This is a genomic window from Naasia lichenicola, assembly GCF_004801885.1.
GTDB classification, from domain to species: Bacteria; Actinomycetota; Actinomycetes; order Actinomycetales; family Microbacteriaceae; genus Naasia; species Naasia lichenicola.
Window position 1 is genome coordinate 606,074 of sequence record NZ_SSSM01000001.1, and the last position, 13,127, is coordinate 619,200.

12 protein-coding genes are annotated in these 13,127 nt (G+C 67.8%); 5 read left to right on the top strand and 7 right to left on the bottom strand.

Annotation, left to right across the window (positions count from 1 at the left end):
• Positions 1-134: 134 nt before the first annotated feature.
• The 6 genes from E6C64_RS02855 to E6C64_RS02880 form a co-directional block, all read right to left on the bottom strand.
• Positions 135-1,328, bottom strand: coding sequence for an MFS transporter (locus tag E6C64_RS02855; RefSeq protein WP_136426090.1), 1,194 nt, complete (start codon positions 1,326-1,328; stop codon positions 135-137).
• Between the two features lie 56 nt (positions 1,329-1,384).
• Complete coding sequence (locus E6C64_RS02860; protein ID WP_158437715.1) at positions 1,385-2,173, bottom strand: SDR family NAD(P)-dependent oxidoreductase; 789 nt, start codon at positions 2,171-2,173, stop codon at positions 1,385-1,387.
• Between the two features lie 225 nt (positions 2,174-2,398).
• A complete protein-coding gene (locus E6C64_RS02865; protein WP_136426092.1) occupies positions 2,399-5,458 on the bottom strand; it encodes a DEAD/DEAH box helicase in 3,060 nt (1,019 codons plus the stop codon).
• A 113-nt stretch (positions 5,459-5,571) separates the two neighbouring features.
• A complete protein-coding gene (locus E6C64_RS02870; RefSeq protein WP_136426093.1) occupies positions 5,572-6,114 on the bottom strand; it encodes a GNAT family N-acetyltransferase in 543 nt (180 codons plus the stop codon).
• 134 nt (positions 6,115-6,248) lie between these two features.
• Positions 6,249-7,232, bottom strand: coding sequence for an SRPBCC family protein (locus tag E6C64_RS02875; protein WP_136426094.1), 984 nt, complete (start codon positions 7,230-7,232; stop codon positions 6,249-6,251).
• Between the two features lie 75 nt (positions 7,233-7,307).
• Positions 7,308-7,649, bottom strand: a complete 342-nt coding sequence (locus E6C64_RS02880) for an ArsR/SmtB family transcription factor (RefSeq protein ID WP_136426095.1) — start codon at positions 7,647-7,649, stop codon at positions 7,308-7,310.
• Positions 7,650-7,756: 107 nt separating this feature from the next.
• Here E6C64_RS02880 and E6C64_RS02885 point away from each other — a divergent pair, with 107 nt between their 5' ends.
• On the top strand, positions 7,757-9,259 hold the full coding sequence (locus E6C64_RS02885) for a DUF222 domain-containing protein (protein WP_136426096.1): 1,503 nt from the start codon (positions 7,757-7,759) through the stop codon (positions 9,257-9,259).
• Between the two features lie 14 nt (positions 9,260-9,273).
• Here E6C64_RS02885 and E6C64_RS02890 read toward each other — a convergent pair whose 3' ends face one another.
• The gene (locus tag E6C64_RS02890) at positions 9,274-9,939 is read right to left on the bottom strand and encodes a peroxiredoxin-like family protein (protein ID WP_136426097.1); all 666 of its coding nucleotides are present in this window, start codon (positions 9,937-9,939) and stop codon (positions 9,274-9,276) included.
• 146 nt (positions 9,940-10,085) lie between these two features.
• Between E6C64_RS02890 and E6C64_RS02895 the strand changes: the two genes are divergently transcribed.
• From E6C64_RS02895 to E6C64_RS02910, 4 genes are all read left to right on the top strand, one after another.
• Positions 10,086-10,556 (top strand): SRPBCC family protein, encoded by a 471-nt coding sequence (locus tag E6C64_RS02895; protein WP_233255421.1) that lies wholly within the window; start codon positions 10,086-10,088, stop codon positions 10,554-10,556.
• Positions 10,556-10,888, top strand: coding sequence for an ArsR/SmtB family transcription factor (locus E6C64_RS02900; RefSeq protein ID WP_136426099.1), 333 nt, complete (start codon positions 10,556-10,558; stop codon positions 10,886-10,888). The genes E6C64_RS02895 and E6C64_RS02900 overlap by 1 nt, the downstream gene beginning before the upstream one ends.
• A 12-nt stretch (positions 10,889-10,900) precedes the next feature.
• Positions 10,901-11,452 (top strand): dihydrofolate reductase family protein, encoded by a 552-nt coding sequence (locus E6C64_RS02905; RefSeq protein WP_233255451.1) that lies wholly within the window; start codon positions 10,901-10,903, stop codon positions 11,450-11,452.
• Positions 11,453-11,636: 184 nt separating this feature from the next.
• Positions 11,637-13,106: an MGDG synthase family glycosyltransferase gene (locus tag E6C64_RS02910; protein WP_136426101.1), complete on the top strand. Its 1,470-nt coding sequence runs from the start codon at positions 11,637-11,639 to the stop codon at positions 13,104-13,106.
• Positions 13,107-13,127 lie beyond the last annotated feature (21 nt).

The following is a 13,127-nucleotide window of genomic DNA, read 5'->3' on the forward strand; positions in this document are numbered from 1 at the left end:
TTGACGTCACGGTGACGAGCGGGTTGGACGACATCCCGAGGGGGAGATCATCTGCTCGCGGCCTCCGGAGGAGGCCGTGTCTTCAACCTAGCTCGCTCGTATACAGCGGGATACAGCCGAACGTAAAGAGCGTGTTACGAGTGCGTTTCCGACGACGCGATCGGACCGCGCGCAGGCCTCGTCGCGCCGAAGAATGCCGCGGGCCCGCCGACGGCGATCCCGAGCACGAGGAGGATCGGCGCGATCGGAAGCACGAGTGAGGCAGCCGTCACCACCAGGGGCACGCCGAGCAGCGCGCCGGCTCGATAGGAGCCCGTGATCGCCATGGCCTGCCCGCGCTCCTCGGGGTGCACGGATTCGGCCGCGAGAGCCGGACCGATGGTCATGACGGTGCCCATACCCGCCCCGGACAGGATCAGCAGGGCGACGCTGACGGCCGGCGCGACCCCGATCAGCGCCAGGCCGGATATGCCCAGACCGACGAGCACGGAGCCGATGCGCAGCACAGGCACGAACCGTTCGATCGCGAGACGACCACAGAACAGGTTCGAGGCGAGAAGCGCGCCGTTGGCCAGCGCGATGACGGCGCCGATCGCCACCTCGTTCCAGTCCGCCGCGGTGAAGACGATGGGCACGTAGGTCGCCGAGATGACCGCCCATGCCCCACCGGCCAGGCTTCCGAGCGAGGCGAAGCGCACTCCGAATCGGCTCCGAACCTGGCCTGCTTCGGGATTCTTCGGCGGATTGAAGACCGGGAACGCCGTCATCGCGAGCACGATGGCCAAGCCGGCCAGCGCGAGGGCGAGCACCGTCCATTCACCGATCACGAGGTCGATGCCTGCCAGCCATCCGGCGATGAGGGGTCCGATCAGCGAGCAGGTGCTCGTGATGATGTTGCTGCGGGCGAGGCCCCGCGCGGCGGTACCGCTCGCTCGGATCACGTGCGTCTGGCTGGCCGTCCAGAAGCCGGCGCGCGAGCCGCCCTGCAGGAAGTGCGCGAGCACGAGACCGATCACCCCGGGGATGATCAGGACGAAAACCATCGAGAGCGCGAAGAGCGACAGCGCCACGAGCAGCACGAAGCGGTCGGACAGGAACCGGAGCGCGAAGCCCAACGGAAGCCGGGCTCCCATCTGCGCGGCGGCGGACAGGGTGCTGAGCAGCCCGATCTGGGCGATGTCGAGGCCCTGATCCAGAGCGATGAAGGTCAGCATGACCCCGGAGATGCCGAGGCTGAGCGCATACGCCGCATTCAGTGCGTAGGTGAGATACAGCTCCCGCTTGATGATGGGCCCTCTCGATCGGCTCGGTATACAAACGTATGCCATTCGCAGATCGATGGCTAGCGAAGACGCGTGCAGCTGCCTCGAACCATGGAAGCTGCTCAGCCCACGTTGATCGTGTCGCCGTCGAGGGAGAAGTCGATGTCCGCCGTGTGATCCGCGTGCTTGCTGACGACCAGGATGACGAGGTCTCCAACCTCGCCGGGCTCCTCGATCCGACCCGTCGGGGACTCGCCGAGCGAATCGACCATGCGTGCCTTGGACTGGGCGATGTCGATGCCCATGAACTTCGCGGCGGTCGCCACGATGCCGAGCTGGCTGTGCCACGGGTCGACTGCGGCAGGCCCCTGCCCGATGCTGTTGAACCGGACACCGTCGGTCGCGAACTCCGCAGCCATGGCTTTGGCGAGTGATCGGAACACCGCTTTCGCATCGCCATGATCGACGAGCGAGAAGCCGGGTTCGGCGGACCACACGGTCAAGATGGTCCCGCCGCCGCGCGCGATCATCAGGGGGATGGCTGCTCGAATCGAGCTCCGGGCGATGACGAAGGCCTGATCGAACGTCGATTGCCATCGCTCGCGCGGCACGACCATCGAAGAAGCGCCTTGGGCAGCCGAGATCCCGATGGCGTTCACCAGCATGTCGATCCCGCCGTAGGCGCGCTTCGCCGACTGCAGAAGAGTCGACGCTCCGTCGGGTGTGGTGAGATCCACGATGAGGGGGATGAGGCCGTACTCCTCGGCCAGCTGGATGAGCCCGAGGGATCCCACGGGCGAGCCTGCGACGACGAATACGTCCTCTAACAGAAGCGCCCGTGCCACGGAGAGACCGACGCTCGTGCCCGCGCCCGTGATGACGGCGATCTTGTCTTCGAGTCTCAGATCCACAGGTGGCCGAGCCAGGCATAGCCGTGCTCGGAGGGTCGCATAGCGCTGACCGTACGCCCTCCGTGATCCAAGGCCGTACCCATGGTCGCTGGGGCGCCCCCGAAGTGCTGGACGGGGGCGTGGATCAGGTTGGTGGATCGCAGGGGCGGGGCGGGCGGTGATAGACGGCGCGCGGGCTTCGACACGGGCGCGGGGCGCCCGGCTCAGCCACCGGAATGGGTGCGGTCAGTCGTCGAGCAGGCCGCGGATGTCGTTCGCGGTGAGAGACGAGCTGAACATCTCGTCGTCGTCGATGACCGCGTCGAAGAGACGGGCCTTCTGCTCCTTGAGCGCCATCACCTTCTCCTCGATGGTGCCCGTCGCCACCATCCGATAGACGTTGACCGACCGGGTCTGGCCGATGCGATGGGTGCGGTCGATGGCCTGCTCCTCGGCGGCCGGGTTCCACCACGGGTCGAGCAGGAAGACGTAGTCGGCCTCGGTGAGGTTGAGGCCGAAGCCTCCGGCCTTGAGGCTGATCAGGAAGACCGGAGCGTCGCCGTTCCGGAACCGGTCGATCACCTCGGGGCGGTGGGTGGTGGATCCGTCGAGGTACTCGAACGGGATGCCCGCAGCCTTCAGGCGATCGGCCGCCTTGCCGAGGAAGCCGGTGAACTGGCTGAAGACGAGCGCGCGGTGACCGTTGCCGATGACGTCTTCGAGCTGCTCGAGCAGGGCGTCGAGCTTGGATGAGGGGATGTCGCTGTACTCGTCGCCGAGCAGCGACGCGTCAAGAGCGAGCAGGCGCAGCAGGGTCAGGGAGCGGAAGACGATGAACCGGTTGCGGTCGAGGTCGTCGATGAGGCCGAACAGCTTCTGCCGCTCCCGCTGCAGGAACGTGTCGTACAGGCGCCGGTGCTCGGGCGTCAGGTCGATGAAGAGCTCCTGCTCCTGCTTCTCGGGCAGATCCTTCGCGACGACGTCCTTGGTGCGGCGGAGCATGAACGGACGGATCCGCTTCTTCAGCCGGGCGAGCGGCAGGGCGCCGTGTCCGGCGTCGACGGGGCGCACGTACTCCTCCCGGAACTTGCGGCCCGATGGGAAGAGTCCTGGTGAGGTGATCCGGAACATCGACCACAGGTCGGTGAGGCTGTTCTCCATCGGCGTGCCGGTGATCGCGAGCTTGAACGAGGTGTCGAGGGCCACCGCGTTCTCGTGGGCCTTGGTGTCCGCGTTCTTCACGAACTGCGCCTCGTCGAGGATGAGTCCGCTCCAGCCGACCTTCTGGTAGCCGGCGAAGTCGAGGCGGAACAGTGCGTACGAGGTGACCACGATGTCCGCGCCGTCGGCGATCTCGACGACCTTCGTGCCCGACTTGCGCTCGGTCTCGGTGATCCCGACCGTGGTGAGCTGCGGCACGAAGCGGGCGGCCTCGGCCAGCCAATTCGAGGTCACCGAGGTCGGCGCGACGACGAGGAAGGGGCGGGCGTCGTCCGGGTCGCGGGTCTCGATCGCGTGCGCGATGAGGCTGAGGGCCTGGATCGTCTTGCCGAGGCCCATGTCGTCGGCGAGCACTCCGCCGAGCTGGTGCTTCCAGAGGAAGGCGAGCCAGCTGAATCCCTCGTGCTGATAGGGGCGCAGGGTGGCGTCCAGTCCGATGGGCAGGGCGGTCGGCTCGGTGTCGGCCGGCGCCTCGAGCTGGGCGAGAGTGCGGACCGCCTCCTTCCAGGCGACGGCCTGATCGGTCTCGTCCGCGAGGTCCTCGAAGTCGCGCCAGATGTTGGCCTGGTACTTGCTGACCTGCACCTTGCCCGTCTCCCACTCACCGAGGAACACGGACTCGTCGATGAGGGTGCGGAGGCGGTCGAAGACCGGTTGCTTGAGGGAGAGGTACGAGCCGTCGGTCAGCTTGAGCTTGCCGGCGCCCTTGGCCATCGCCTTGAAGATCGGCTGGAACGGGATGGTCCGTCCCTGGACGGTGACCATGACGCCCAGATCGAACCAGTCGCGCTTGTGGCTCTCGACCGTGGAGATCACGAGCTTCGGCTCGTCGGTGATCTCGCGGTAGTCGGGGTGCTTTCCCGAGGACTCGATGCGGATGCCGTCGATCCGGCGGATGCTCGGCAGCTCGACCGCGGTGAACTCGGCGGTCGCGATGCCCTCGAGGGTCTGCGGCGGCAGATGAGCCTGGGCGCTGATCTCGGGTGGGAGGGTCTCGAGGATGCGCTGCTCGGCGCGCGGATCGCGGAAGGTCTCGTCGTCCGCGGTGGTGATCGGTACGCCGACCGTGCCCTCCGGGTACTGCCAGTGCCACTCCAGTCGCAGGACATCTTTGGGGGAGTAGCTCAGCGAGAGCAGCAGCACGGGCGGGATCTGCCGCGGAAGCGCGACGGACGCGTCGGGGCTGCTGACATCGATCGTCCGGCGGAGCTTGGGGTAGTAGGTGCTGAGGAACTCGTCGGCGTCTGCGGCCGGCACGATGACGGTTTCGGGGCTGGCGAGCAGGCGGCGCTGCTCGTCGGTCACCTGGGCGGTGAGCGGGGCGATCACGATACGGCTCGTTGCAGTGTCGGAGTTCCGCTCGATCGTCCAGGAGTAGACGCCGTGGTCGCCGATCAACCGCGTCGCGGTGACCGGATGGATCCTGCTGTCGATCCGTACAGCGGGGGAGACGTGCAGGTCGCCCGGATTGCCGACGTCGCTGCTGCTGGCGCTGTCGGTGCTGCTCACCGTGCGGATCTCGATGGCGATCGTGGCGTCGCGACCGACGGCGACGGGCGCCGCCTGCTTTCCGCTGATCAGCTGGACGCCGGCCTCGGAGGCGGTGGCCAGGAACGGCCAGAGGGTCGGGCTCGTCAGGTCGTCGAGGTAGATCCAGTTCTGCTCGCTGAATCCGAGTGTCTCGCGGGCGGACCGGGCCAGGGCGAGGAACTGGGCGAGCCAGCCCTGGTGCTCGGGGTTCAGCGAGAGCCGGGTGGTGTGGAAGCCGACGTTGTTCCAGCCGATGTTGCTGCGCGTCCAATTGCCTGCGGGGCTGCGGACCACGGGGCGCGCGGCGAGCCGGAGGTTGGCATTCGGGCCAGGCGCGATGGCGCTGTCCGCGGTCGGTGTCTGCCACCAGCCGCGGGACGGAACGACCTGGCGGAGCTCGAAGTGCAGCGCCATGGGGATGAGCGCGCGCCTGCTCCTGGACCCGGAGGGGCGACCAGCAGTGAGCGCTTCGACGGCGTTGCGCCAGTCGGGAACGGCGTCGGCAGCGGCGCTGGTCTCGGCGCTGTCGGGCTGGGCGGGATCGGGCTCAGCCATGCGCTCGACGATACCGGCGGGCTCCGACGGCGGCGTCCGCGCGCGAGTTGACAGTAGTGGCGGGTGCAAGCGATCCGACACTCACCACGACTGTCAACTCGTGATACGCCGTCCTACAGCCGCCTGCTCATGGCGAGTTCGCGGCCGTCGTCGCCGACCAGCTCGTCGACGAACTCGAAGCCCGCGCGCACGTAGGTGGCGATCGCCACCACGTTGCGCTCATGGACGTCGAGCGTGAGCTCGAGGTAGCCGGCGTCCCGACTCCAGTCGGCAGCCGCCTCGATGAGCGCATCGATCACGCCACGGCCGCGGACGGAGGGCGACAGGTACACGCCGACGAGTGTCGCGGTGTCGACTATCGGGACCCGTTGGAGGTAGTCGGGTTCGTCGGCGCGACGGACGAGGACTCCCACCGTTCCGACGAGCTCATCGCCGAGCACCGCGACGAATCCGGCGTTGTCGGATGCGGTCGCGCCGCGCTCCGCTCGCTCTCGCCACTCCTCAGCCGGACGGGCCAGTGCCTGATCCATCGTCTCGAAGAACGCGATCCTCGCTACCGGGTCGGCGAGCGCCTGCAGCCGGAGCGCCCGCAGGCTAGGTCCGTCGTCGGGCCGCACCCGGCGGATGTCGATGTCCGAGTCGAGCGCGCGAGGCATGGCGCCGACTCTAGCCAGGCGCGCTGGACGACAAGCTGCGAGCCGGGCGGCGCTCGCCCCGCCTCCTCGTTATCCGAAAACTGCCCGAATGCGCTGAGCATTCGGGCAGTTCGTGGAGAACGAGAACCGAGCCGCTATGCGCTGACGCTGGCTCCCAGCAGGTCCTCGAGGCGGGCGTAGCTCGTCTCCATGCCGGTCGTCATGCCGGTGGCGAGCACGGCGTCGCGCATCTCGGAGTTGGCGTAGGTGATGACCAGCGAGAGCAGCGTGCCGCCTTCGACGGGCGTCAGGGTGAGCTCGTTGAGCGCGGCCGGGTAGTCCATGCCGATCATCGCCTCGGTGGTGACGGCGCGGTAGGGCGCCTCGGATTCGAGCAGCTCTCCGGTGAAGCCGAAGCCGTCTCCGCCGCCCTCGGGCGCCCACATGTAGCGGTAGCTGTCGCCGACCTTCGTCGCGATCTCGCAGACCGGCATCGTCCAGCCGTCGGGGCCGAGCAGCCACTGCTTCATCAGCTCGGCGTCGTTGTGCGCGCGCCAGACCTGTTCGACAGAGCCGCGGATGACGCGGGCCACGCGCACCTGGGTGTCGCTGAGGATCTGCGCCTCGGCGATCCGATCCGTGGCGAATGCGGAGAGATCGGCGAGCACGGCGTCGATCTGCGACATCGCCTCCTTCGTGCCATCCAGCATCTGCATGTCGAGCAGCTGCTGCAGCTGCTCGAGCGAGTCGAACCGGGAGGTCGTGGTGAGGCGAGAACCTGTCTCAGTGGCCTCGAAGGCGAAGGTGGCGCGGGTCGGCGGAAGCGCCGTGTTTGGAGCACCCGTCTCATCGGCGAACCAGTCGATGATGTCGAAGGAGGCAGAAGCGGAGACATCCGTCCACTCCCAGCAGCCGTAGTGCTCGTCGCCGGTGGGGCCGGTCATCTTGTAGACGCTGCGCCCTCCGACCGCCGCATCGTGGCGGAGGAAGGTCGCCGGGTAGGTCGGCGGTCCCCAGAAGCGCTCGAGCTGCCGCGGGTCGGCGTAGGCGTCCCAGAGGCGGGTGACCGGGGCGCTGAAGTCGGCGACGATCGTGATGGTGAGGTTGTCGAGGTCCTTCTCGACGGAGGTGACGGGCATGAGGGTGCCTTCCTGATTCGTGGAGTGATTCGGTGAGGTGAAGCCGGTGTCTTGTGGAGCCAGTGGTTCGTGGAGCTACTTGGTGTCCTCTTCGAGGAGGGCGTCGAGGCGGTCGATCCTCGAGCGCCAGATCTGCTCGAACTGATCGAGCAGTCGCTGCGCCTGACGGATGCGCTCGGGGTCGCCCCGAACCATCCGCTCCCGGCCGCGGGGTTCCTTGGTCACGAGACCTGCCCCTTCCAGTACGGCGACGTGCTTCTGCACAGCCGCGAACGACATGGCGTACGCGTCGGCGAGCTGCGAGACGGAAACCTCGTCCACGAGCGTCCTGCGCACGATGTCACGTCGGGTGGCATCGGCCAGAGCGCGGAAGATTCGATCCACGTCAGCGTCGGGCAATTCCTGTCGTACAACCATTTGGTTGTAGGTTACGACGGCTCGTCGCGACGCGCAAGAGGCGATTCACCGTCTCTCTGCCGTCCGGACAGCGATGTCGGAGGGTGGTGCGAACATGGTCGTAGCTCGTGCCGGAGCAGCTCGTTCGAATCTTCCGAAAGGGGACGATCATCCGGCGCGTTCTCGAGAGTGCTGAAGCACTCTCTTCTCAACTCGAGGCTCTCGGTGTCACCGATGAGGCCGAATCGCTGGAGTGCGCCCTGGCGAATGCCAGTAACCCCTCGCTGCTCGATCTGGTCGAATCGACCGCCCAGCTCACACGGCTGGTAGCCGCCGTGCAGGCGCGCACCGCCGGAGAGATCGCGTACCGCTCCGGCCGCGAGCTGGCGGTTCCGCTGGCCCGTCAGTACGGGCACGGCAGCGCAACGCCCCTACTCGCGGTGAGAGGACGGATGCCCCTCGGCTCGGCCTCAGCGCTGGGCAAGGTCGGTCAGGCGTTCCGGCCGCGGACGTCGCTCCTGGGCGAACGCCTGCCCGCACGGTTCCCGCTGCTGGCCGCCGCGCTCGATGCCGGCAGCGTGCCGGTCGAGTCAGCCCTCAAGGCGATCGAAGTGCTCGAGCGGGCGGAGCGGGTCATGGCGCTCGAGGCCCTCGCCGAGCTCGAGGCCACCCTCACCGAATGCGCTGCCGAGTACACGGTGAAGGAATTCGCCGAGATGGCTGCGCAGGCCAATGGCCACCTCGATCCCGACGGAGTCGAGCCGCGCGAGCGTGAGCTCATCGAGAGGGCGGGCATCACCTTCTTCCAGCGCCGCGACGGCCTCATCGGCATCAAGGGCGGGATGGATCCGCTCACGGCGGGATTCGTCAAGAAGGCGATCGACGTCTTCAGCAGTCCTCGCGCGTCGGTCGACTTGGACGACGACACAGCCGATGGCGAGGGCGACGACGAGTGCGAAGGGGGCGAAGGCGAAGGCGACGCGGCCGACCGCAACGACGTCGATGGCCGGCTCGCTGCCACCTCGGACGCCGGCGATGAGCTCAGTGATCCCATCGTCGACACCCGCAGCCTGCCGCGGAAGAACCTCGACGCACTCGCCACCGCCTGCCGGCTCGCTCTCGGCGCCGACGACGGCCAGCTCGGCGGCATCGACACCACCGTCGTCGTACTGCTGAAGGAGGAGGGCATCATCGATGATCGCGTTCCCGCCCAGATCGTGGGAATCGACGAGCCGATCAGTGCGGGCACCGTCCGCCGGCTCCTCTCCAGAGCCGAGATCATCCCCGTGGTGCTCGGCGGGCCGAGCGAGGTCCTCGACCTCGGACGCAGCCAGCGACTGTTCTCCAAGCCGCAGCGCATCGCGATGGTTGTTCAGCAGCGCGGCGGGTGCGGCATCGAAGGCTGCGCCTGTGACGGCCTGCTCGAAGCCGCGCATGTCGAAGGCTGGTGGGTGAACGGCACGACCGACCTGCTGAACGGCTTGCTGCTCTGTCCCTTCCACCATTGGTGGCTGGATCAGGGCAGGTGGACGATCGAGGTCCGCGACGGCCGACGGGTCATCATCCCGTCGGCCGCCAGCGATCCGATGCGTCGGCCGAGACCGATCAGGGACCGCATCATCCCGTTCTGATCGGCGGCGCCTGACTAAGCGGAGACGCGCGCCAGCGAATCGACCGCGCTGAGGATCGTCGCCACCTCGGTGCGGGTGGTGTAGTCGACGTGCACATCAGCGAAGGTGACTGAGCGCCCGGAATCGATGACCAGCACCGTCGGGAACGGGATATCTGCCGTGGCGTCGGCGTTCGAGTCCGCGACATCGAAGCCCAGATCTGTGTGCGCGGACCTGGCGGCCGCGTTCGGCTCGGTCTTGATGCCCAGCTGCTCGATCAGCACGTTGGACGGATCCGACAGGACGGTGAAGGCGAGCTCACCGTTCGCGACCGCGGCCGACGACCCGTCCGGCGTCTGGGGGCTGATCGCGATCAACGCGATGCCGCGATCGTTCAGCCCGGGGAGAAGCGTCCGCTGATAGTGCTTGAGCGTGATGTTGCAGTACGGGCACCAGGCGCCGCGATAGAAGACCAGAACGGCCGGGGCCTCGCCGATCGCGTCGTACAGCGACACCTCGGCACCCGCCGCATCGACCAGTCGAGCGTCCGGAATGATCGACCCTTGCGACACGGCGTCGGACGGCACGCCACCCGCCGTGAGACCCGCCTGCTCGTCGGCGAAGACACCCGCGAGGCGCGGACCGATCTGCTCGTTGAAGCCCACATTGAAGTCGGTGACCTGATCCGCGATTGTGCTCATGGTCCGACGCTAGGGCGGGCTCCCTCCGACCTTCCTGACGGACGACACACGCCGTCACACTCCGCAGGTCCAGGTCTCGGTTCGCTTGAAAACACGGCGATGGATGGGTAACGTGCAACTCGCTGGTTTCGCGTTGGAGGAAGCTCGTGGCGATTCAGGACCGCATCGAGAAGCAGATCGTGCTGCATGCAGATCTCGACCGGGTATGGGCCGCCATCGCGGACAGCCGCCAGTTCGGCGCCTGGTTCGGCGCCGAGTTCGACGGCCCATTCGTGCTCGGTCAGACGACTCACGGACGAATCGTGCCGACGTCGGTCGATGCCGAGGTGGCGGCTATGCAGGAGCCGCATCGCGGATCTGATCTGAACCTCGACATCGTGGCGATCGAACCGCACACGCGCTTCGCATTCCGTTGGGCGGCATCGCCGGACACTGACGTCCAGACCACGGTGACGTTCACCCTGCGTCCCCACGAGGATGGCGTCGTTCTCATCATCACCGAGGAGGGCTTCGACGAGCTGCCGGAAACGGTGCGCCAGAGCACTCGCGAGGGGAACGAGGGCGGCTGGGAGGCGCAGACCAGTCTGATCGCGCGCTACGTCGCTGCCGATTCCTGATGCCCGCGCCCACGACCGCCCTCTCTGATTCGACGGCACTCTTCGCGGCGCTGGGTGATCCGACCCGAATGGCTCTGGTGATCGAGCTCGGCGAACAGGGCCCGAGCACCGCGTCAGCGCTGGCCGTCGGACGGCCGATCACGCGTCAAGCGATCGGCAAGCAGCTCGCCGTCCTCGCGACCGCAGGAATTGTCGTGGGTCGGCGAACGGGCCGTGAGCAGATCTGGGCCGTGGATCCGGTCGTGTTGAAAGCGGCGGGAAGTCGCCTCGAGGCAGCTTCCACCGCGTGGGACTCTGCCCTTGAGCGCCTGCGGAGCTTCGTCGAGGATTAGCCCGTGCTGATCATGTCCATGGGCGTCTCCGCCGACGGCTACATCACGGATCGCAACGGCGGAATCGACTGGGGCGGATCGAGCGCCGAGCAGTCCTTGTTCTCCCTCGAGCAGGTCGGGGAGCTCGGCGGATACCTGCTCGGCCGCAGGCTCTACGAGATGATGCTCGTCTTCGAGACGGATCCCGCCATGCGGGAGACGGAGGCGAACGCCGCGTTCGCCGACGTGTGGACCGCCCTGCCGAAGGTGGTGTTCAGCCGCACGCTCACCGCTGTGCAGGGGAATGCCCGACTGGCCACACGGTCGCTGGACGAAGAAGCGCACGAGCTGGCTGCCTCGGGACGGGACGTCTCGATCGGGGGAGCGGAGCTTGCCGCGCAGGCCATTCGGCGGGATCTGGTCGATGAGTTCCGCCTGTTCCGGCATCCGATCCTCCTCGGCGGGGGCACGCCGTACTTTCCCACGGACGTCGGGCCGTTCGAGCTGGAGCTGATCGACACGAGGACGTTCGCGTCGCGGGTCGTCTACGAGCGGTATCGGCGGGTTCGCGTCGGGCCAGGGTGAGCGTGGGAGGGCCTCGATACGCGCCGTAGTCCCTGGCCCAAGCCTGGCCCAGGCGCTACTCGACCAGCGAAGCCCCGCATCGGTGGTCGAGTAGGCGCCCCGCGCCGTATCGAGGCCTGCTGCGCATCCGCGGGAGCTGAGGGTTCCTCTGCTCGTCGGGAGCAGGGCCGCTAGCATCTGGACCATGCGCAGGGCGTCAGCACCGACCTCTCCCACCGCCGACGGCGAGCGTGTGCTGATCCTCTCTGCGGGAGTCGGATCGGGACACAACAGCGCCGCGGCCGCGTTGCAGCAGGCCTGCCGTGCACGCTCCGACATCGCCGAGGTGCTCGTGATGGATGTGCTGCAGGAGAGCAGCACCCTCTACCGTGATCTGCTCGGCAAGGGATACTTCGCGCTGGTCGAAGCGGCCCCGTGGCTGGTCGATCTCGGCTACGACGTGAGCGATCCGCCGTTCCGCCGCCGGGGTCCGATCGACCCGTGGACGCGGGCGAATGCGATGCCCACCATCAGCGAGATCAAGCGGTTTCGGCCGACGGCGATCGTGTGCACGCACTTCCTGCCCGCCCAGCTGGTGGCGTCCCTCATCCAGCGGGGCGTCATCGATGCGAAGACGGCCGTGGTCACGACGGACTACGACTTCCAGGGCCTGTGGCTGACGAGCGCGTTCCACTCGCTGTTCGTCGCACGCGAAGAAGGGCGGGTGCAGCTGATGGCGCTCGGCCTGCCCGCCGACCGGGTGACCGTCACTGGCATCCCGATCGCCCCGCCCGAGGAGCATGCCCCGGTGCGCGATCCAGCCACGCCGCCCGCGCTGCTGATCTCTGCGGGCGCGGCGGGCGGCGACTACGCCACCGCCGTCGTGCGGCAGACGATGCACATCCGATCGCCGTTCACCGCCACGGTGGTCTGCGGACGCAACACGGAGCTGCGCCAGCGGATCGAGCAGCTGGTGACACCCGCCGGCGATCGGTTCCGGGTGCTCGGATACACGACGGAGATGCCGCGACTCATTCGCGAGGCAGACCTGTTCGTCGGAAAGCCGGGCGGGTTGTCGGCGTCGGAGTGCATGGCGGCGGGGCTGCCGATGGTGCTGGTGAATCCCATACCGGGCCAAGAGGTGCGCAACGGCGACTACCTCATGGAGCAGGGAGCGGCCGTGCGCTGCAACACTCCGGCGACCATCGGCTGGAAGATCGACGAGGTGCTGCGCGAGCCCGGCCGCCTTCAGCGGATGCAGGCGGCGGCGCAGCGGATCGGCCGCCCCGACGCCGCACACGACGTGCTCAACGGGCTGCTCGACGGCTCGGCTCGGCCACTCGTCGTCACGCGGGCGGCACAGAAGTCGATCCTCGCCACGAGCGAGCAGCGTCTGATCGCCAGCGATGTCACGGGACCCACCTCGCTGGTCCGACTGATCGATCAGGAGTCCGGCAGCACGGTCGCCCTGCTGCAAGCCGAAGAGGTTGTGGATCTGCAGCGCCGATACTCCGACAGCGCCGGGAACGTGGTGCTCCAGCAGGACGACTCTCGGGCGCCGTTCCGGTGGGAGGCGCGGCGGGTGCTGAGAAGCGTCCTGCGAGGCGACGAGCGGCTCGCGGTCCGACTGGAACCCCTGGCTGAAGGCGCGTCTCGCTCCGTCGAGGCCCACTGATCCGCTGAATGCCGCATGCGG

Excerpts from the sequence above, each read along its gene's own strand:
- E6C64_RS02910 (WP_136426101.1), top strand. The coding sequence starts at position 11,637 with ATGCGCAGGGCGTCAGCACCGACCTCTCCCACCGCCGACGGCGAGCGT.
- E6C64_RS02905 (WP_233255451.1), top strand. The coding sequence starts at position 10,901 with ATGTCCATGGGCGTCTCCGCCGACGGCTACATCACGGATCGCAACGGC.
- E6C64_RS02875 (WP_136426094.1), bottom strand. The coding sequence starts at position 7,232 with ATGCCCGTCACCTCCGTCGAGAAGGACCTCGACAACCTCACCATCACG.
- E6C64_RS02855 (WP_136426090.1), bottom strand. The coding sequence starts at position 1,328 with ATGGCATACGTTTGTATACCGAGCCGATCGAGAGGGCCCATCATCAAG.
- E6C64_RS02880 (WP_136426095.1), bottom strand. The coding sequence starts at position 7,649 with ATGGTTGTACGACAGGAATTGCCCGACGCTGACGTGGATCGAATCTTC.
- E6C64_RS02890 (WP_136426097.1), bottom strand. The coding sequence starts at position 9,939 with ATGAGCACAATCGCGGATCAGGTCACCGACTTCAATGTGGGCTTCAAC.
- E6C64_RS02865 (WP_136426092.1), bottom strand. The coding sequence starts at position 5,458 with ATGGCTGAGCCCGATCCCGCCCAGCCCGACAGCGCCGAGACCAGCGCC.
- E6C64_RS02870 (WP_136426093.1), bottom strand. The coding sequence starts at position 6,114 with ATGCCTCGCGCGCTCGACTCGGACATCGACATCCGCCGGGTGCGGCCC.
- E6C64_RS02900 (WP_136426099.1), top strand. The coding sequence starts at position 10,556 with ATGCCCGCGCCCACGACCGCCCTCTCTGATTCGACGGCACTCTTCGCG.